The sequence below is a fragment of the Shewanella aegiceratis genome (assembly GCF_019457495.1).
Taxonomy (GTDB): Bacteria; Pseudomonadota; Gammaproteobacteria; order Enterobacterales; family Shewanellaceae; genus Shewanella; species Shewanella loihica.
In genome coordinates this window covers 2990989-3010554 of sequence record NZ_CP080416.1, presented here as the reverse complement: position 1 = coordinate 3010554, position 19566 = coordinate 2990989, and the positions used below count along the sequence as shown (strand labels likewise).

General features: G+C 54.2%; 13 protein-coding genes and 1 riboswitch. Of the genes, 5 read left to right on the top strand and 8 right to left on the bottom strand.

Annotated elements, in window-relative coordinates; all coding sequences use genetic code 11:
• Positions 1-59: 59 nt before the first annotated feature.
• From K0H80_RS13215 to K0H80_RS13205, 3 genes are all read right to left on the bottom strand, one after another.
• The gene (locus K0H80_RS13215; RefSeq protein WP_220071873.1) at positions 60-1328 is read right to left on the bottom strand and encodes an amidohydrolase family protein; all 1269 of its coding nucleotides are present in this window, start codon (positions 1326-1328) and stop codon (positions 60-62) included.
• A complete protein-coding gene (locus tag K0H80_RS13210; protein ID WP_220071872.1) occupies positions 1328-4450 on the bottom strand; it encodes an amidohydrolase family protein in 3123 nt (1040 codons plus the stop codon). Before K0H80_RS13210 ends, K0H80_RS13215 begins: the two co-directional genes overlap by 1 nt.
• 354 nt (positions 4451-4804) lie before the next feature.
• Entirely contained in the window at positions 4805-5197 is a 393-nt protein-coding gene (locus K0H80_RS13205) for an H-NS histone family protein (protein ID WP_011866382.1), read from the bottom strand.
• 312 nt (positions 5198-5509) lie between these two features.
• Between K0H80_RS13205 and K0H80_RS13200 the strand changes: the two genes are divergently transcribed.
• The 3 genes from K0H80_RS13200 (at position 5510) to K0H80_RS13190 (ending at position 9192) form a co-directional block, all read left to right on the top strand.
• On the top strand, positions 5510-6259 hold the full coding sequence (locus tag K0H80_RS13200) for an electron transfer flavoprotein subunit beta/FixA family protein (RefSeq protein ID WP_011866381.1): 750 nt from the start codon (positions 5510-5512) through the stop codon (positions 6257-6259).
• Positions 6260-7183, top strand: coding sequence for an electron transfer flavoprotein subunit alpha/FixB family protein (locus tag K0H80_RS13195; RefSeq protein WP_011866380.1), 924 nt, complete (start codon positions 6260-6262; stop codon positions 7181-7183).
• 148 nt (positions 7184-7331) lie between these two features.
• Positions 7332-7548, top strand: a riboswitch (Lysine riboswitch).
• 78 nt (positions 7549-7626) lie between these two features.
• Positions 7627-9192, top strand: a complete 1566-nt coding sequence (locus K0H80_RS13190; RefSeq protein ID WP_220071871.1) for a Na+/H+ antiporter NhaC family protein — start codon at positions 7627-7629, stop codon at positions 9190-9192.
• Positions 9193-9297: 105 nt separating this feature from the next.
• Here K0H80_RS13190 and K0H80_RS13185 read toward each other — a convergent pair whose 3' ends face one another.
• Together K0H80_RS13185 and K0H80_RS13180 are read right to left on the bottom strand one after the other, a co-directional pair.
• Positions 9298-11442, bottom strand: a complete 2145-nt coding sequence (locus K0H80_RS13185; RefSeq protein WP_220071870.1) for a M3 family metallopeptidase — start codon at positions 11440-11442, stop codon at positions 9298-9300.
• 184 nt (positions 11443-11626) lie between these two features.
• Entirely contained in the window at positions 11627-13657 is a 2031-nt protein-coding gene (locus K0H80_RS13180; RefSeq protein WP_220073988.1) for a multiheme c-type cytochrome, read from the bottom strand.
• 891 nt (positions 13658-14548) lie between these two features.
• On the opposite strand from K0H80_RS13180, the gene K0H80_RS13175 reads away from it, so the two are divergent.
• Positions 14549-15127: a thymidine kinase gene (locus K0H80_RS13175; protein WP_144200381.1), complete on the top strand. Its 579-nt coding sequence runs from the start codon at positions 14549-14551 to the stop codon at positions 15125-15127.
• A 180-nt stretch (positions 15128-15307) separates the two neighbouring features.
• Here K0H80_RS13175 and K0H80_RS13170 read toward each other — a convergent pair whose 3' ends face one another.
• Positions 15308-16111, bottom strand: coding sequence for a transporter substrate-binding domain-containing protein (locus K0H80_RS13170; RefSeq protein WP_220071869.1), 804 nt, complete (start codon positions 16109-16111; stop codon positions 15308-15310).
• A gap of 387 nt (positions 16112-16498) precedes the next feature.
• Between K0H80_RS13170 and K0H80_RS13165 the strand changes: the two genes are divergently transcribed.
• Positions 16499-18073, top strand: coding sequence for a methyl-accepting chemotaxis protein (locus tag K0H80_RS13165; RefSeq protein WP_220071868.1), 1575 nt, complete (start codon positions 16499-16501; stop codon positions 18071-18073).
• A 96-nt stretch (positions 18074-18169) separates the two neighbouring features.
• Here the strand turns inward: K0H80_RS13165 and K0H80_RS13160 are convergent, their stop codons facing one another.
• Together K0H80_RS13160 and K0H80_RS13155 are read right to left on the bottom strand one after the other, a co-directional pair.
• Positions 18170-18826 carry a 3-oxoacid CoA-transferase subunit B gene (locus K0H80_RS13160; RefSeq protein WP_011866373.1) on the bottom strand — a complete coding sequence of 219 codons (657 nt, stop codon included), beginning with the start codon at positions 18824-18826 and terminating at the stop codon, positions 18170-18172.
• A gap of 12 nt (positions 18827-18838) precedes the next feature.
• On the bottom strand, positions 18839-19540 hold the full coding sequence (locus tag K0H80_RS13155; protein WP_144200389.1) for a CoA transferase subunit A: 702 nt from the start codon (positions 19538-19540) through the stop codon (positions 18839-18841).
• Positions 19541-19566: the final 26 nt, after the last annotated feature.

Sequence of the window (19566 nt, the reverse complement as noted above, 5' to 3'; positions counted from 1 at the left end):
GAAGAGAGCTCAAAACTGGCCAATAACCGGCCAGTTTTGAGTCGTTTAGAAGCAAAAGTCTAACGCTTTAGGTACTTTTGATAAAGTTGTTGTTGGCGATTATTGAGATCTATTTGGCGACCGTCGATAAACACAGCATCTATCTTGCTTGCGGCGGGATCGAGAATGTCGCCCTTGGAGAGCACCAGGTTGGCGCGGTAACCCACGGCGATGGCGCCCATGTCATCCACGCCTAAGATCTTGGCCGCATCCAGGGTGATGCTCTTAAGTGCCTCTTCTTTGCTTAGGCCATAGGCCGCCGCCTGACCGGCCGCAAAGGGCAGGTTACGGGCGTTCCAGTCGCCGCTAAAGCCGATGGCGAAGGGCACGCCCGCCTGTTTCAGCAAGGCTGGGATCTTAAAGCTCATCTCCACCGGCTCATCCTTGCGCAGCGGCAGGCTGAGGGTGCGGTTGTAGATCACCGAGGCGCCGATCTCGCCCAGTTGATCCGCCAGGCGCCAGGCGTCGTAGCCGCCGACAAATACCAGCTTGAAGCCGTAGGGGCGGGTCATGGCGATGGCGCGCTCTATCTCTTCGCTGCGATTGGCGTGGATAAACAGGCTCGCCTTGCCTCGATACAGGGGCAGCGCTGCTTGCCAGCGGTTATCCAGCTTCTGTACAGTTCCAGCCTTGTCAGCCAGATAGTAGCGGTAACCATCTTCGAGCTGCTCGGCTAATCGGCTCATCTGTTCATCCCGCGCCTTGAGCTGCTTGGCGGCGACCTCTTTATCTTTGGAGAGATAACGAATGGCGGGCCAGTAGAGATGGAACTGGGGCGCGGTACTTACCAGGGCATCTTCTATGGTCCAGCTGTCGAGGGAGACCAGAGAGGACTGACCGGCCAGGGCATCGCCCTGGGGTACCACCTGGGCATGGGTGATACCGTTGACCCTGATGGTTGGGATAAGCTCTGAGTCGGGATTGAAGGCGCTAACGGCCAGCAGCTGCGGGTTGCTGTCACCCACCTCGAAGGCGTCGTTGCTGGCGCGCATCATCTCCACCTCGACGATGCCGATAGAGGTGTCCAGCGCGATAAGCCCTGGGTAGAGATCTTGTCCGCTGGCATCGATCACCTTGGCACCCTCTTGTGAGAGCTGTTGACCTATGGCGACTATCTTGCCCTTGTCGAACAGTACGTCGGTAGCATCCAGCACGCCGTTAAGGGCGGTGTGAACTCGGGCGTTGTGGATCAGTATCGGCTGGCTCTGGGCGCTGGCGGGCACCATGTCGTGGGCAAGCGCTGCACAGGAGAAGAGGCCTAGGCTAAGGGCAAAGAGTGTCTGCTTCATCAGAATGCCTCCATGAAAGCGTGGCTGTGGGCGCTGTTTTTGGTTTTTGTTTCGCTTAGGGCTGTATTGCCCCAGGCGTTGTAGTGGGTATCGCAGTGCCACTGGGGCTCGCTCTTCTCTTCTGGCGTCTCGCCAGGGACCTCGGGTTTATCCCGGGTCAACACCGCCTGGATCAGCGCGGCGCGCTCCAGCTCGACCTCATGTTGCGCCTGCTTATCCTGCTGGCGGTCGAAGTAACGACGGCCGCCCACCCAGGTGTTCTCCACTTTGGCATAGACGGAGAGGGGAGAGTCGCTCCAGAGCACCAGGTCGGCCTGCTTGCCTTCTTCCAATGAGCCAGTCAGCTGGTCGATCCCCAGCTGTTTGGCCGGGTTGATGGTGACCATGTTCCAGGCGTCAGTTGGCGACATGTCGCAATACATCATGGATTTTGCCGCCTCTTGGTTGAGGCGTCTCTGCATCTCATAGTCGTCCGAGTTGATGCTGGTGAGCACCCCCTTGTTATGCATCAGGCAAGTGTTCTGCGGAATAGCATCATAGACCTCGAACTTGTAGGCCCACCAGTCGGAGAAGGTGGAGGCGTAGGTGCCATGCTTGGCCATCTCCTCGGCGACCTTGTAGCCCTCCAGGATATGGGTGAAGGTGCCGACCTTAAACTTGTAGGCCTCGGCGAGGCGCAGGAACATCAAGATTTCAGATTGCACATAGGAGTGAATGTGTACCTGACGATCGCCACGTAGCACCTCGGCTACCGCTTCGAGTCGATAGTTTGGCTTAGGCGCTACCTGCTTGCGCTGCTGACTGCTGCGTAGGCGATCATAGTCGGCCAGGGCTTTCTCGTAGGCGAGCGCCTCGTTGAAAGCCTCCTCAAACAGCGACTTCACCCCGATGCGGCTCTGGGGGAAGCGACGGTTGTAGTTGTCGCCCCAGTTGGCCTGCTTGACGTTTTCACCCAGGGCAAACTTGATGCTGGCGGGGGCCTGCTTGAGCTTCATCGCCTCGGCGCTCTCGCCCCAGCGCATCTGGATCACCTGGGCCTGTCCGCCTATGGGGTTGGCGCTGCCGTGGAGGATCTGCGCCGTGGTCACCCCGCCCGCCAGAGCGCGGTAGATGGCGATATCGTCTGGGTTGATCACATCGCCGATACGCACCTCGGCGGTGACGGCGTCGGTATCTTCGTTGGTGCCGCCGTTAAGGGCGATGTGGGAGTGCTCGTCGATAATACCTGCGCTCAGGTGTTTACCCGTGGCATCCAGGGTTTGGTAGCCAGATGGCGTCTTGAGGGATTGGCCAATCTTCTCGATACGACCATCGCGGATAAGCAGATCATAGCCTTCCAGCACCCCTTGCTCGCTCGAAGTCCACAGGGTGGCATTTTTGATATGCAGGCGCTCAGCCTTGGGCTGCGCTGTCAGGCCGTAGGCGGTGTTGGGCTTGGTCAGCTTAGAGACGAGTTCGGGCGCAGGTGACTCGGCCGCTTTCTGTTCATCACTCTTATCACTCTCACCACTGCCATCAATGGCGTCTTTGGCCATCACCACACCAGCTATGGGGTGTTGGCGATTGCTCTTGTCCAGCATACGGCCGTGAATACCCTGGGCGTCGAACCAGAGGGTGAAACGGCTGATGCCAGGGTAACCCGCCTCGCCGAGATCGGCATTAAAGGTGAGACGCTCCTTGGCATACTTAAGATCGCTAAGTTTGATCTCCTGCTCGCCGCTGGCCAGGGTGCCGCTCAGCTTATCGTCATCGACTAAGTCCAGATCTAGGGTGAGTTCGCCCAGGGTCAGCTGATAGCCCTGGCTTAGCCAGTGTCTGTCGCGGGGTACCTTTTGGTTCTCGCTGCCTTGGAGCCAGACGCTGACTATCTTGCCTTGGGTAAAGATGTCACCGTCGGTGACCACAAGATCTGCCATGAAGCCGGGTTTCAGCTTGCCGCTGAAGGCCGAGATGCCGGCGATTTCTGCCGCCTCTGTGGTGAGCGCCGCCAATGCGGTTTCTTGGCTCAGCCCCTGCTTGACCGCCTGTTTGAGTCTAGGCCAGAAGGCGTCGGCCTTGATGCCATGTTGGGTAAAGGCAAAGGGAATACCAGCGTTTTCTAGTGCATGAGGATTACTCGGCGCGCGCTCCCAGTGGCGCAGATGAGCCAGGCTTATCTCTCTCTCTTTATCGCTGTCTTTAATATTGGGCGCCGCAGGAAAATTGAGCGGCGCAATAATGCTAAAGCCGCTGGCTTTCACCTCATCGATTCGCGCATATTCTCGGCCACTGCCGACCAGAGTCGCCGGCAATTTAAACTCGTTTAATAATTGAGCGGCGCGCAGTAAGTTATTTAAATTCTTGGTTTCAAATACCGTAGGGCTCTTGCTTATATCGCCCAGGCGTTCGAGCGCGATATTAAACTCTATGTTCTTCTCTTGGGTGGCTGAGTCGGCTTTATCGATATTGGCCTGATACCAGTTGGCATCGGCCAGAGTTTGCCGAATAAGGGCGATACTGCCCATCAAGGAGTTGGGGTAATCCTGAATCGAACTGCCTTTATCGAAGGCGAGTAGGTGGCTGGATTTTGCACGATAAATAATATCATTGGCTTTTAACGGCGCCAGCGAGACAGTCGCCGCCCGGCCTCTGAATATCCCATCCAACATGCCGGTTTGTACGCTGGTAAATCCATTATCTATCCATTGCTTCGCCGCTTCCTGGTCGGGATAAATATAGTTAAACCACTCTTTCTCTGCGTGCACGGCACCATTATCGGCGTTGCCACCGATACGCTTAATTTCATATACCGGGCGAGCCACTTTCTGCTGGTCATATTTAAAGTCGATACCGTAATTGGTGTAGGGATCGATAAAGCCGGGATATATCAACTTACCCGTCATGTCGATGACATAGGCATCCTCGGGTATTTTGTCGTTGGCGATAATGGCTTTAATTTTATTATCTTCAATTAACAGTGTGGCATCCTGCCTGGTTTCGCCGGGGGCGATCATCAGGGTGGCGTGGGACAGCGCGGTTAATTTTGGCGTGTTATCAGTTAATTGAGAATTCGCTATCGCCGACGGACTCCCCAATAGACAGGCCGCCAGAATCGCGCTCACAGAGAGAAAATGGATTCGCATAGAGTTTAATTATTATTGGCTGGGATCAAAAGTAGCCCAAGATTATCCCATATCATGAACAATTTCCAAGGGCGGAACTGTATCGGTTTATGTCAAACCTTAGGGCAGGTGTTATCTGAAAGGGTAGGCTATTGATTGGCTAACTTTGACGGAAATAGTACCAAGGAATAATGCCCAGAAGAATGACCTAAATGAATGACCTAAATAAGGATAGATAAAATACTCTAGACATGCCCAAGGCAAATGAGCGACATAAAGGGCAAAACGCGCTTAATCACAAATAAAGAGTAGAAATAAAAAAGCCAACCTTGAGGTTGGCTTTTGCTTGCGACGCCCTAAGTGGGGCGTTTAGGCTTAGATAAGGAAGTCTTCGAGTGAACGACCCTTATCTAATTCATTCTTAAATACGGTTGGTGTGCGACCCTGACCCGTCCAAGTGATCGTTTCGCCATTCACTTCAATTTTATATTTTGGTGGGCGTGGAGCACGTTTTTTAGGAGCTGGCTTAGCAGCCACTGTACCTAAATCGTCAATTGATAAACCAACAGCTTCCATTTGTTGGCGAATCTCTTCTATCTTTGCATTGCGCTCGGCCATAACCGCGCTTTCTTCTTCTGCTTGCTTCTCTTTCTCGGTGATGATTTTTTCAAGCTTAACCGCTACATCTTTTAAATCTTCTACCGACAAATCTTTAACAGCAGCTTTAAAGCGACGACCATGCGTCAATATATCTAGAAATTCGCTCATATTAATTATGTCCTGCTTAAAAATAAAATAGTAAATAGGATTACAGGGCTAATAATAGAAACTAAAAAAGGTTTTATCAAACGAATTAAATGAATATTTGACGCTTTAATGTAAATTTTATTTCAGCTTCTCTATTTTCGCCCCTTTTTGACCCTTTACTTCCCCCTAAACACGCTGTTTTTGATCTGATACAAAGATGCTGATGACTTCCTGTTGACGTTAACGTCAACAGCACGTAAAGTGGCATAAGTTGGTGATAGTTTCGCTATGCACTATTTGTTATCCAGAATAAAGACGTAAGAAGGAAGCCTTATGAAAGTATTGGTGCCAGTTAAACGCGTCGTCGATGCTAATGTGAAGGTCAGGGTTAACGCTGACAATACAAATGTCGATACCGCAAATCTGAAGATGGCCATTAACCCATTTTGTGAGATTGCTGTAGAAGAAGCGGTACGTTTGAAAGAAGCAGGTATTGCGACCGAGATTGTGGTAGCAACCATAGGGCCTAAGGCGTCGCAAGAGCAGCTACGCACGGCGATGGCGCTGGGCGCCGACCGCGGTATTCATGTTGAAACCGACGAAGAGCTTGCGCCGCTTTCTATTGCAAAGATCCTTAATGCGATTCAAGCCAATGAACAGGCTCAGCTGATTATGCTGGGTAAGCAATCAATCGATGGTGACAACAACCAGACTGGCCAGATGCTGGCGGCGTTGGCTGGACTGCCTCAGGCTACCTTTGCCTCTGAGGTGAAGGTTGAGGGCGAACAACTTGTGGTGACCCGTGAAATCGACGGCGGCCTGCAGACCCTTAAGATGCCACTGCCTGCGATTGTCACCACAGACTTGCGTCTGAACGAGCCTCGCTATGCCAAATTACCTAACATCATGAAGGCGAAACGTAAGCCGCTCGATACCGTGACGGTAGACAGCCTGGGCGTGACCCTGAAACAGCATCAGAAGGTGCTCAAGGTGACACCGCCTGCCGAGCGTCAAGCGGGTATTATGGTGGCTTCTGTCGAGGAGCTGGTGGAAAAGCTAAAGAATGAAGCGAAGGTGATCTAAATGGCGATTCTAGTAATAGCAGAACATGATAATGCGACTTTAAAACTCGATACCGCCAAGGTTGTGGCTTGTGCCCAGGCGATCGGCAGTGAAGTCGATGTGCTGGTAGCCGGTCATAACTGTGGCGCCGCGGCCGATAGTGCCAAGCAGCTTGCCGGTGTACGTCAGGTACTGGTTGCCGATAGCGGCGTTTATGCCAATGCCATCGCCGAAAACCTGTCACAGCTGATCGTCTCAGTGGCCAGCGAGTATCAACACATTCTGGCTGCGGCTTCAAGCGTAGGTAAAGATGTGCTGCCTCGTGTGGCGGCGCTTCTGGATGTGGCGCAGCTTTCTGAAGTGGTCGAAGTGGTGAGCGAAGACACCTTCGTGCGTCCTATCTATGCCGGTAGCGCCATGGCGACGGTTCAGAGCCTGGACAACATCAAGGTGATGACGGTTCGTGCCAGCGCCTTCGATGCGGTAGCCCAGGACGGTAGCGCCTCGGTGCAGACCCTGGACAACGAATACAGCGGCGATGTTGAGTTTGTAACTCAGACTCTGTCAGTGTCAGAGCGTCCCGATCTTGGCGCCGCCTCTGTGGTGGTTTCAGGTGGCCGCGCCATGGGCAGCGCAGAGAACTTCGCGATTCTCGAGCAGTTGGCCGATAAGCTGGGCGGGGCACTGGGTGCATCGCGCGCCGCGGTCGATGCCGGTTACGTGCCAAACGATCTACAGGTTGGTCAGACGGGTAAGATTGTCGCGCCGGATCTCTATATCGCCGTGGGTATCTCGGGTGCCATCCAGCACCTTGCGGGGATGAAAGATTCTAAGGTGATCGTGGCGATCAACAAAGATCCAGAAGCGCCTATCTTCCAGGTAGCCGACTATGGTCTGGAAGCGGATCTGTTCGAGGCAGTCCCTAAGCTACTCGAACTTCTTTAATAAAATGTAAATGCCTGGTGAGCACTTTGGTGTTCACCTAAAATTTAGTGTGATATAGATCACATGGAGCGGCTTTGAGGTAGCGTCCTTAAAGCCGCTTGTGTTTTTATGTGCCTCACGTTTGCCGATAGTGACATTGGCAGGCGTCCTGAGACGTAGAGGTGCATTAAATATCAGTAGTATTCGTTAGGGTGATGCCGTTAAGCGAATATGAAAGGATTTGGTGCCGAAGTGGTGGAGTTGATCAAGGCTTGCCGCTGGGGCTGTCATCGAATAGAGGCAGCACTGCCATAGTGCTTCTTATCTGGATTGATAAGTGGAAGGTATACCGAGAATGGGTATCACTATGGAGCGCTACTGATAGGACAGGTGTAATATCTCATGCTATATCCCACCAGTTCAGTTGCCCTCCATTCGTATTTTAACGAAGACAAAATTTTACAATGACAACTTTGAGTTATGCCGATTCGGCACTTTCTTTGCTGCCGCCCGTGGTAGCGATTCTGCTGGCGATCTTTACCCGCCGCGTTCTGCTCTCACTCGGTGTGGGGATCCTCCTGGGGGCACTGTTAATTGCCGACTTTTCACCGCTGGATATGGGTCAATACCTGGGACAGCAGGTGGTGGGCCTGTTTTGGGATGATGGTGCCCTAAACAGCTGGAACGTTTATCTGCTGGGCTTCTTGATTCTGCTTGGGATGATCACCGCCCTGATCACCGTCAGCGGCGCCGCCAAGGCCTTTGCCGATTGGGCGCGCCAGCATATTCGCAACAAGCGTGATGCCAAGCTGCTCACCATGTTCCTGGGCTGCGTGGTCTTTATCGATGATTACTTCAATAGCCTGGTGGTGGGCAGTGTCGCCAGACCGCTCACCGACAGATACTATATCTCGCGTAGCAAACTGGCTTATCTGCTGGACTCAACCGCCGCGCCTATCTGTGTGATCTCACCCGTCTCTAGCTGGGGCGCATACATTATCGCGCTGATCGGCGGCATACTCACCGCCCACGGCTTCACCGACAGCGGTCATCTGAGCGTGTTTATTCAGATGATCCCGATGAATTTCTACGCCATCTTCGCCCTGGTGTTGCTGCTTTGCGTCGCCTTTATGGGGCTGGATGTGGGACCCATGCGTCAACATGAGCTCAACGCCCAGAAGGGTAACCTGTATGACGAGGCCAAGGGCCTGCCGCCCGGGGCTAACAGCGACCTGCCTGAGGCCGATTCTGGCAAGATATTAGGCCTGTTCCTGCCGATCACTGTGCTGGTGTTTGCCACCATCTACTTCATGATAGGTAGCGGTGCCGATGCCCTGGCGGTGGAGAATCTGCCCTTTAGCGTCATTGGTGCCTTCGAGAAGACAGACGTTGCCTCATCGCTCTTCTTCGGCGCCGTGGTTGGCCTGGCCGCGACCTTGGTATTGGTGGTCAGTCAGGGGCTGGATAAGTCGCTTATCCTTAAAGGCGTGATTGCCGGTGCCCGCTCTATGCTGCCCGCCATCTATATTCTGCTGTTCGCCTGGACCATCGCCGGTGTGATAGGCCAGATGGAGACGGGTAAATATATGGCCAGCCTGGCGACCGGTAATATTCCCTTCGCGCTGCTGCCGGCCGTACTGTTCGTGCTGGCGGGCCTGACTGCCTTCTCCACAGGTACCAGTTGGGGCACCTTCGGCATCATGCTGCCTATCGCCGCCGACATGGCCATGGGCACCCATACCAACATGATGTTGCCTATGCTGGCCTCAGTGCTGGCGGGCGCCGTGTTTGGCGATCACTGCTCGCCTATCTCAGACACCACCATATTGTCTTCTACCGGCGCCAACTGTCACCACATAGACCATGTGCTGACTCAGCTGCCCTATGCCCTTATCGTGGCGGGGATCAGTTTGGTGGGTTATACCGTGCTGGGCTTCACCGAATCTGTGGGCGCCGGTCTGGCCGCCTGTAGTGCGCTGTTTGTAGTGAGCGTTCTGGTGCTGCGCCATAAGGCCAATCGCCCGGCTTAATTCAGCTACGCCAAATCAAGGTTCAATTGATATAAAAATGCCGCTCATCGAGCGGCATTTTTTATGGGTGACTCCCCATTACTGGGGAGTGAGTTGAGGCAGGATTTAGTTGAGGCCACGGCGCTGAAGCAGGGCCTCAGTGGTTGGTGCCTGACCACGGAAGGCCTTGTAGGCTTCCATTGGCGGCACGCTGTTACCCACCTCGCGGATGGTCTTGCGATACTTCATGCCTATTTCGCGGTTGAGGCCACCCTGGGTCTGCACATAGGCAAAGGCGTCTGCCGCCAGGATCTCACTCCACATGTAGGCGTAGTAGCTGGCCGAATAGCCACCCGGGAAGGCGTGGGCAAAGTAGGTCGACTTGTAGCGTGGCGGCACGGCGGCGATATTGATGCCGTGTTTCTTAAGCGCCTTGGCTTCGAATTCGGCCACATCTTGCAGTGGAGCATCGGCGCTCAGTGAGTGCCACTCGAGATCCACCAGGGCCGCCGCCATATATTCTAAGGTGTCGAAGCCCTGGTTGAAGCTGCGTGATTTCAGCAGTTTCTGCAGCAGCTCATCGGGGATCACCTCGCCTGTCTCATAGTGCTTGGCGTAGTTGGCCAGCACCTCGGGGTGGGCTGCCCAATCTTCCTCGAAGGTCGAGGGGAACTCGACAAAGTCGCGGGACACGGCGGTGCCCGACAGGCTAGGGTAGGTCACCTTAGAGAACATGCCGTGGGTGCCATGGCCCATCTCGTGGAACATGGTGGTGACTTCATCGTAGCTGACGAAGGTCGGCTCACCCTCTGGGGCCTTCTTGATGTTCATCACGTTGACCACCACAGGCTTCTGGTTGAGCAGCTTAGACTGGGTCACGAAGGAGCTCATCCAGGCGCCGCCGCGCTTGCCTTCGCGGGCAAAGTAGTCGGCGTAGAAGATCGCCATCGAGCTGCCGTCGGCGTCAAACATCTCGTAGGCCTTCACATCTTCATGGTAGACAGGCAGGTCCGGGCGTGGCTTGAGGGTCACACCATAGAGACGCTCCAGGGTGAAGAAGACGCCGTCTTGCAGCACGCGGTTGAATTCGAAGTAGGGCTTGATGGCGGCGCCGTCAAGGTCGAACTTGTCTTTACGCACCTTCTCGGCATAAAACGCCCAGTCCCATGGCGCCAGGGTGAAGTCGCCACCAGTCTTGTCGATCATCGCCTGGATATCATCGGCTTCCTTCTGGGTGTTGGCCACCACTGCGGGCACCATAGAGCCGAACATCTGGTAGACGGCATCCGGAGTCTTGGCCATCTGCGGCGTCAGGCGGTAGTCGGCCCAGCTCTTGTAACCCAGTAATTGGGCGCGCTCGGCGCGAAGTTGTGCCAGGCGGGCAACCAGTGAGGCGGTCTCATTCTCACCGCTCATGCCGCGAGTCGACGAGGCTTGCCACACCTTCTGGCGCAGCTCACGGTTTTCAAGCTTGGCCAGGATAGGTTGGCGGGTGGTATTGGTGATATTGATGAGATACTTGCCTTCATGGCCAGCGGCACTGGCATCGGCCTTGGCGGCGCGGATCTCGCTGTCTGACAGTCCCTTTAGCTCATCGACGCTGTCGACCACGACGGCGATCTCCTTGGTGAGCCTTAGCAGACGCTGACCAAACTCATTGGTAAGCTTAGATTGCTCTTCGTTAAGCAGGCGTATCTGCGCTTTTTGCGCCTCGGTTAGCTTGGCACCGGCCATGACGAAGCGTTGGTGGTAGATCTCGATGAGGCGCACCTCTTCGGCGGTCAGCCCTAAGGTGTTGCGGCTCTTATACAGGCTATCGATGCGGGCAAATAGCTTGCCGTTGAGGTGGATGTTGTCCGAGTGGGCGGCCATCTTAGGTGCCATCTCGCCTTGAAGCTTACGCAGCGCCGGGTTGCTGTTAGACCCTGTTAAGTTATAGAACACCTTGGAGGCGCGGGTCAGCAGCTCGCCGCTGGTTTCCAGTGCCACGATAGTGTTGGCAAAGGTGGCAGACTCGCTGTTGTCGGCAATGGTCAGCACCTGGGCATAATGCTCATTGATGCCTTGCTCTAGGGCGCTCTTAAAATGCTCATCCTTGATCTGGCTAAAATCTGGGGCCTGATATTGCAGGGTGCTTGGCTGCATCAGCGGGTTTTGCGCCTCGATGCTGGCGGTGGCCTGTGTGGTAGAGCTGCTTGATTGACAACCACTGAGGAGCAGTGTGGTCGATAAGGCGCCGACGACGGCAAAGGCGATAAGATTCAATTTCATCTAGTACAACTTCCTTAGATTTGCGATTGTTATTTTTATGTGGGCGAGTTTGGCGTTAATGTAGCTTTTGTAAATTAACTCAGGCTGAAAATGGCACTGGGGCCAAGAAAAAAGGAGCCTGGCGAAGGGCTCCTTTGGTTGGAACTAGGGATAATGTTTAATTACCTTGCTTTCACCTCAGGTGTTAGCGGGTAAAGTTATGGTAATTTTCGATACCAAAACTGCTGCCTTCGGCGTGACAGGTTGCACAAGACTCGGTGGTGCTGAGCTTGTACCACTCGGTAGCCGGTACATCTTCCGTGGTAGTACCGCCGTTTTGCATCATGTGGTTCAGCGCGCTGTCATCGTTATGGCAGGCGTAACAGTTGGCCGTGATAGGGCTGGCCATCTTGTTGCTTACACCATAGGCACGTGCTTTGATGAACTGATTTGGTACGGCTTTCAGATCAACCACACCGCTATCGTGACAGGCCACACAGCCGGTTTGCGGTGCGATCACGCTGGCAGAGTTAGACACTTCCTTGCCATTCTCATCCAAGCTCTTGCTGCCCACACCCCAGTGCATGCTGTGCACCATAGGGCCGAAACCTGGTGAAGAGTTGCCGGCGCGGCGATCCTGACCATTGTTGTGACAGGCCACACAGCCCAGACCACCTTCGGCGAAGTTACCATTCTTGTGGAAGTTGGCTTCGCTGTTGTGACAGGTAGTGCAAGACTCGCTGCCGACGTTGTGACGACGCTCGTAGGCTGTCACAGCGCCATCGGCTTGCGATGCCACATCTGTGTAGCCGTGGATAGTCACCACGTCAGATTCGGCGCCCATGTAGTCTTTGGCGGTGAAGCTGACACGTAGTGAGGCCATCAAGCCTGCATCAGCCCAAGCCGTCAGATCGGGCGTTGAGCCGACGACATGTGGATTTCCGTGGCCAGCATCTTGCGCAAAACACATGGTCTTGCGACCCTCTGCGTCATAGCTGTAATCATAGGCACCTGTAACACGGCCAATCACGCTGTCGTTATACACACCGTGCAGATATGAGCCCACATAGTTAATTGGCTTGTCAGGGTTATGAATTGTCTGGGTATCATCAAACAGTTCATGTAGATCGACTAAGGTTTCCTTGCCTTCGGCATCGACCTTAAACAGCGACAATGTGGTACACCATTGACCCGCAGCACCTGAGTCAGGGAACCAGGCTGGCGCCGTGCCAGTCACCTTATAGCTATCCTTGATCGCTTGGTTAGAGGTGATGGCGCTCTTGGCTTCGTGTAGCTTACGCAGATCTGAGCCATTGCCGAGAACGATATCGCCTGGGATGCCGCCAGTGTCATGACAGTCGATACAGCCTGGGCCGGCGACGTTGACGTTGACGGTTGGCTCGCTGTGACAAGAACTACAGTTCAAGGCGCTAAAGCCGGTCTCAAATTCCTGGTGGTTGATGTGACCTATCTTAGAGAGGGTGTTTCTGGCGTAGCCGCCAACTGAGAAGCCTTGTTCATTCACCACACTACGGCTCACCGAGCCGTGACAGGCCATACAGCCCTCGACGAAGGTGACTTCGCCATCCATGCCTTGAGACACATAGCTTGAGTGACGATTAGGGCTGGTCGAGTAGTCGACGTGACAGGAGAAACAGGCTTCCGTGGTGGTCGAGAAGGCGCCTTCTGGCTTGTTGACCACTATCTCATTTGAGCGGGCGATACCCGACTCGCTGTTACCGCCGACACGTAGCCAGACGATCCCTTCGGTACCGGCGTTGACCCCAGGCATAGGGGCATCGAAGCGGTAGTGGCCGTCACCCAGAGCGGTCAGTGTCGCGCCCTCTGTGCTCATGGTTACCGCGCCACCGATGTGGACATTATCTTCCACTTCGTTGATTGGGCTTTCGTTACGGTTGTTGATAAAGCCTTTGTCGGTCAGTGCGGCGACTTTACCTTCGGCGTTCATCAGGCCGTTGACCAGCTCTTCGTTTTCATTGGTAAGTTCGAATTCGAAGCTGATGGTGCCTTCGCCCAAGGTGTAGTCGATCACCTTAACGAAGCTCTCCAGAGAGCTGGTAGCTACCGGCGGTTTCCAAGATTCGCCTGGTGCGCCGGGTTGACCATCAACCCCATCTTTACCATCTTTACCGTCATCTCCACTGCATCCTACTAGCGCACCGGTCAGCACGGCGGCGACCAGGTAGGCGAGTCTTTTCGATGTGAATAATTTCATCATTCATCTCCGTTCGATCCAAAGTGCCAGATGTGATGCCTTAGGGCGACTGCTTGCAGGGGAGGGCATTCGTCTCAACACATACCCCGAGCCTTTTGGATACTGGTTATATTTATTATTTAAACCGACGCTAATGCATCTATCGATAAAGAAAATGGATGCGAAAGCTATCGATTCGAAAATGAGTGTATTGTTAAATCTCTGTTGGTTATTTGACCCAATTCACAGGAAGGTGTATCTCTTTGGAGGTAGATCTCATTTTTGTTAAATTTATTTAAAATCAATAACTTGCTTAAGGTTTATTAAGTTTAAATTAAGCTTAAATTAAGCTTGGGTTTGCATTTTTGTAACATCTTGGCCTGGGGCATAGTTAAAGGCCATTGGGGACATTAGAAGGGACACCTGAAGGGACATTAGTTGGGACATTAGGAGGAACATTTGAGGGAACAACTGAGTGGGCAAAGGGAATGTCGAAAAACCATAGGGAAGGACGAAGCGCCAAAAGCCACTAGCTAAGGGCTAGGAGCTGAGGGTCAAGAGGGGCGGCAAGCGAGTCTATTGCCGAGCAAGCGAGGGAATAGGCCTCTAGCTTGCCTATTCCTCTGTCTTGTTTTCCTGTTACTCTCTAATCACTTTCGCCTTTTCGCCTTTTAGGCTTAGTGGCTGGCTATTGGCGAGTGTCTGTCTTCTAAGCTTTCACCTTCCAACTATCCTTTGCCCTTCCACTCTTTTGTCTATGGCTTTGCTTCGAGCTTGTTAACCGTCAAGGATAAAGCGAGGGGAAAGCATGATAATGTGTGGCATCGCCCAATGCTAAGGCCTTTGGCGCTGCTAATTGGCGCAAGATGGTGATAGAATCGCTCGATAACAATAATCAGGGGACTACTCGCTTTGGCACAGCTCTATTTTTACTATTCGGCAATGAATGCCGGCAAATCTACCTCACTGCTTCAATCTTCCTATAACTATCGCGAACGTGGCATGAATACCTTGGTCATGACGGCGTCGATCGATGATCGCTACGGCGTGGGTAAGGTGGCGTCTCGTATCGGTATCGAGACAGATGCTCAGGTGTTTGCCAGCGACGATAACCTGATCGAGATGGTTAAAACCGCCTGTCAGGCACAGACCCTGCACTGCATTTTGATCGATGAGTCGCAGTTTCTCAGCAAGGAGCAGGTGAGACAGCTGACCTATGTGGTCGATGTGATGGATATTCCCGTGCTCTGTTATGGCCTCAAGACAGATTTCCAGGGCGAGCTGTTTAGTGGCAGTCAGTACCTGTTAGCCTGGGCCGATAAGCTGGTGGAACTTAAGACCATATGTCACTGTGGTCGAAAGGCCAACATGGTGGTGCGACTCGATGGCGAAGGCCGCCCGATGAAAGAGGGTGAACAGGTGGCTATCGGCGGTAACGAGAGTTACGAGTCCGTCTGCCGTAAGCATTTTCGCGAATTCCTGTGGGATTAATACCCGCCTAGGTGATCGCACTAATACAAAAGCCACCCTTGGGGTGGCTTTTTTAATGGCCTAATGTCTTGAGTATGCTCTGGTCGTCAGAGGCGCTCACCGCTGCATGGGTTTATGGGCTGTGTCAGAGCATTAGGTGAATAGGTTTAAGAGGTGAAAAGGTTTATGAGGTGAATAGATTTATGAGGTGAGTGGTGCGCCCTGTACCTCATCGGCTTTCTCGTCATGGCGCTGGGGATGTTCGGGGAACCACTTCTCATAGAGGCGTTGGATCTCGCCTTCGCTGATCAGCGCCTCCAGCGCCTCATCGATCTGTGCCAGCAGTTGATGATTACCGCGTTTGACGGCGAAGGCCACCGGCGAGCCCGGATCCGGGTTGTCCAGTATCTTAACTTCTATCCCCATCTGCTGTGCCAGGTAGAGGCCGACTGCCTTGGGCATGATGGCCGCCTGGATCTTGCCCTCTTTTAACAGCTGCATCGACCTCTCCTTGCTCGGGGTGGCGATGATGCGAAAATCGTACAGTGTGCCCAGCTCCTTCCAGTGGGTCTCTATGTAAGAGTGGCGATCGCCGCTGACAAACTGGTTATGAAGATCTTCTAGCTTAGTGATCTGCTGGTTGTCTTCGAGAATGAAGATCACGTCATATCGATAGTAATAGGGCCGGGTGAAGTCGAAAAACTTGGTCCTGAGGGCGTTGATCTCCATACCGGCAATCAGCTCAATATCACCAAACCTGAGTTCGTTGAACACCAGATCCCAGGCCTGCTGCCGAAACTGAAACGGCATGCCAAGACGCTTGAAGATCAGCCTGGCCACGTCGGCATCGAAGCCTGTGGTCTCACCGCCTGCGGAAAACTGATAGGGGGGAAATCCTGTGGCCACGCCGCAGCGCGCCGCTGGGGTATGCTGCGCCAGCGCTGGCAGGCTCAAAAAGAGGAGGAGGGCGACAAGGAGCTGCGTCTTGTAGGCAAAATAGTGCATCAGTTGAGGTGGCCTGCAAATTTCATCATTTCACTCTTACGGCTTTAGTTTAGTTGGTTTTGTCATCTTGATGGCGAACGCGCTATGGGCCACCCTGGCAGGCGCGTCGTCGCTAAAGGCCATGATAATAGTGTGGATTAGACGTAAATAGCAAACAAAAGCTGTTACAAGGTATTTTGTGGTCATAAATTCAACGAATTAGGTGAAAATAATCTTTATTATTAACGTCTTAATTAGTAGCTGTTGAAAGATGCCTCCTATGAGATCTGGCTCAAAAAATCAACAGTTGTAACCTTTCTTGATACAGAAACATTGCTTTAGATCAATTGCCAATGAATTGTCAGGCGTCAAAATTCAGTCACCGCTTGGATAACTAACTAAAATGCAATGCGAAACAATCAACCCGTGATAGACAACGAGGTCGTGCTGACCGACGATGATATTCTGCTGTCCACGACGGATCTCAAGGGCAACATAGGTTATGCCAACGAGGATTTTTGCCGTATCTGTGGGTTTTCCGAGGAGGAACTGGTTCGCCAGCCCCATAACATAGTGCGCCATCCCGACATGCCCAAGGCCGCCTTTGCCATCTTGTGGCAGCGCCTGGCGCAGAAGCAATCCTGGCTGGGGGTGGTGAAGAATCGCTGTAAAGATGGCTCCTACTATTGGGTCAATGCCTATGTGGCGCCCGTGATGGAGAATGGTCAAGTCAAGGAGTATCAATCGGTGCGCCGCCGGGCGAGTCAGGCCCAGGTAGAGCGTGCCAGCGATATCTATCAGAGCCTGAATAAGTCTGAGCAGCGCAGCGAAATCAAGGATGCCAAGCTCAGTTACGGCGGCAAGCTGACCCTGTTTGCTTTTCTTTGCCTTATGTTAGCCATCGGCCTGAGTAATATCTCGCCCTGGTTGGCGCTTGCCTGCGCGCCGCTGTTGGCGTTTGGCATGAGGCTCCTCTTGGCGCCGCTAAGGGCGCTGAATGAGCATGCGCTCACTATCGTGTCAGACCCGGTGGCCAGACACATCTACGCCGGGCGGCGGGACGAGCTGGGCAACATTCAATTTGCCATGGAGTTCACCACGGCGGAGATCGCCGGGGTGGTAGGGCGGATGACAGATGCCTCAAGCGTCATTGCCAGAGACAGCGACGCTCTACTCGGCTCCATCACGGCCACGGCCGATCGCGCCGATGGTCAGAATCAACAGACGGCACAGGCCGCGGCGGCGGTGGAAGAGCTGACCGCCAGCTTTAACGAGCTGGGTCAGCAGCTTAAGCAGGTCTCGGCGGATGTGGAGGCCAGCCAGGCGGCTGTGCTGCAGGGCTATGAGCAGCTCGACGCCGTGGTGGCCAGCATAGATGAGCTACACAATGAGGTGGGCAACTTTGCCCAGGTGGTCAGCGAGATAGAGCATGACAGCGTGGCCATCAATCAGGTGCTTGAGGTGATCACTAAGATTGCCGAGCAGACCAACCTGCTGGCGCTTAACGCCGCCATCGAGGCAGCAAGAGCAGGGGAGTCGGGCCGGGGCTTCGCCGTGGTGGCGGACGAGGTGCGCCAGCTGTCGGCGCGCACCGCAGATTCCACCAGTCAGATCGATGCCATCATCGCCAAGTTCCAGCAGAGCACGGCTAATGCCGCAAACACACTGACCGCGGGTCAGCGCCAGGCGACCCAGGCTGTGCAGCTGGTGAAACAAGCTGAGGCCGTGTTTGCCGAGCTGGTGACCCGTATCGATAAGATTAATCAGATGACGGAGCTGAGCGCCGATGCCATGCAGGAGCAGGGACTGGCGGCGGTGGATATCAGCGATTCGCTGCAGGCGATCAGCGAGCTGGCCAGCGAAGGCTTTGCCCAGTCCCAGGCCGATAGACAGCTTGGCGAGCGCAGCTCACTCAAGTCGATGGAGTCACGCCAGCTGGCGCGTCAGTTCTGGCGTCAGGCGGTGCATCGCGCCAATGCTTAATGAAAGCCTGGCGAATGTTTAAGCGTTAGTATCGGAAATGAAAAAGCCCAGCGTTAACGCTGGGCTTTTCTTTTGATGAGGCTTAAAGCCTAGGGATTAGAGCTGCATCTCAGGTACATGCTCAGGCACGATAAGCTTGCCGGCGGTCTTCTCGACGATCTCCTCGACGCTCACGCCTGGGGCTCGTTCCAGCAGGTGGAAGGCGCCATCTTTGATCTCCAGGAAGGCCAGGTCAGTTAGCACACGCTTGATGCAGCCATAGCCGGTCAGCGGCAGCTCACACTTAGGCAGCAGCTTAGAGTTGCCGTGCTTATCGGCGTGCATCATGGTGACGATGATATTGTCGGCACCGGCCACCAGATCCATGGCACCGCCCATGCCTTTGATCAGCTTGCCGGGGATCATCCAGGAGGCGATTGAGCCTTCCACATCCACCTCGAAGGCGCCCAGCACGGTGAGATCCACATGACCACCGCGGATCATGGCGAAGCTCTCGGCTGAGGAGAAGAAGGAGGCGCCGGGGACGGCGGTGACCGTCTGCTTACCCGCGTTGATCAAATCGGCGTCTATGGTCTCTTCGGTGGGGAATTCACCCATGCCGAGCAGGCCGTTTTCCGACTGCAGCATCACCTGCATGCCTTCGGGAATATAGTTGGCGACCAGCGTCGGGATGCCAATGCCCAGGTTGACATAAAAACCATCCTGTAGTTCCTGGGAAACACGCTGTGCCAGTTGTTCTCTCGATAAAGCCATGGTGTCTCCTCCCTATTTGCTCTTCACTGTGCGCTGCTCGATACGCTTCTCGAACGTACCTTGGATCAGGCGATCCACATAGATGCCTGGTGTATGGATATGGTCGGGATCCAGCTCGCCCGGCTCGACGATATGCTCGGCTTCGACCACAGTGATCTTACCGGCCGTAGCCATCATAGGGTTGAAGTTAGCCGCCGTCTTGCGAAACACCAGGTTACCCATGGTATCGGCCTTCCAGGCGCGCACCAGGGCGAAGTCTGCGGTCAGCGCAGGTTCCAGCACATAGTGACGACCATCGATCTCACGGGTTTCCTTGCCTTCGGCCACTGGGGTGCCGTAACCGGTGGCGGTGAAGAAGGCGGGGATACCGGCGCCGCCGGCGCGGATCTTCTCGGCCAGGGTGCCTTGCGGGGTGAGGATCACGTTGAGTTCACCCGAGAGCATCTGCTGCTCGAAGGTGGCGTTCTCGCCCACATAGGAGGCGATCATGGTGCTGATCTGACGGCTCTTGAGCAGTAGCCCCAGGCCAAAATCGTCTACCCCGGCGTTGTTCGAGATGGCGGTGAGCCCCTTGGCACCACTCTTGACCATCTGGGCGATCAAGCCTTCGGGAATACCGCAGAGGCCGAAGCCACCGACCATGACGGTCATGTTGTCTGTCAGACCTTCCAATGCTTCTTCATAGCTGGCGACCAGCTTATTGAGTCCTGCCATTATCATTATCTCCTTTGAGCGTGAGT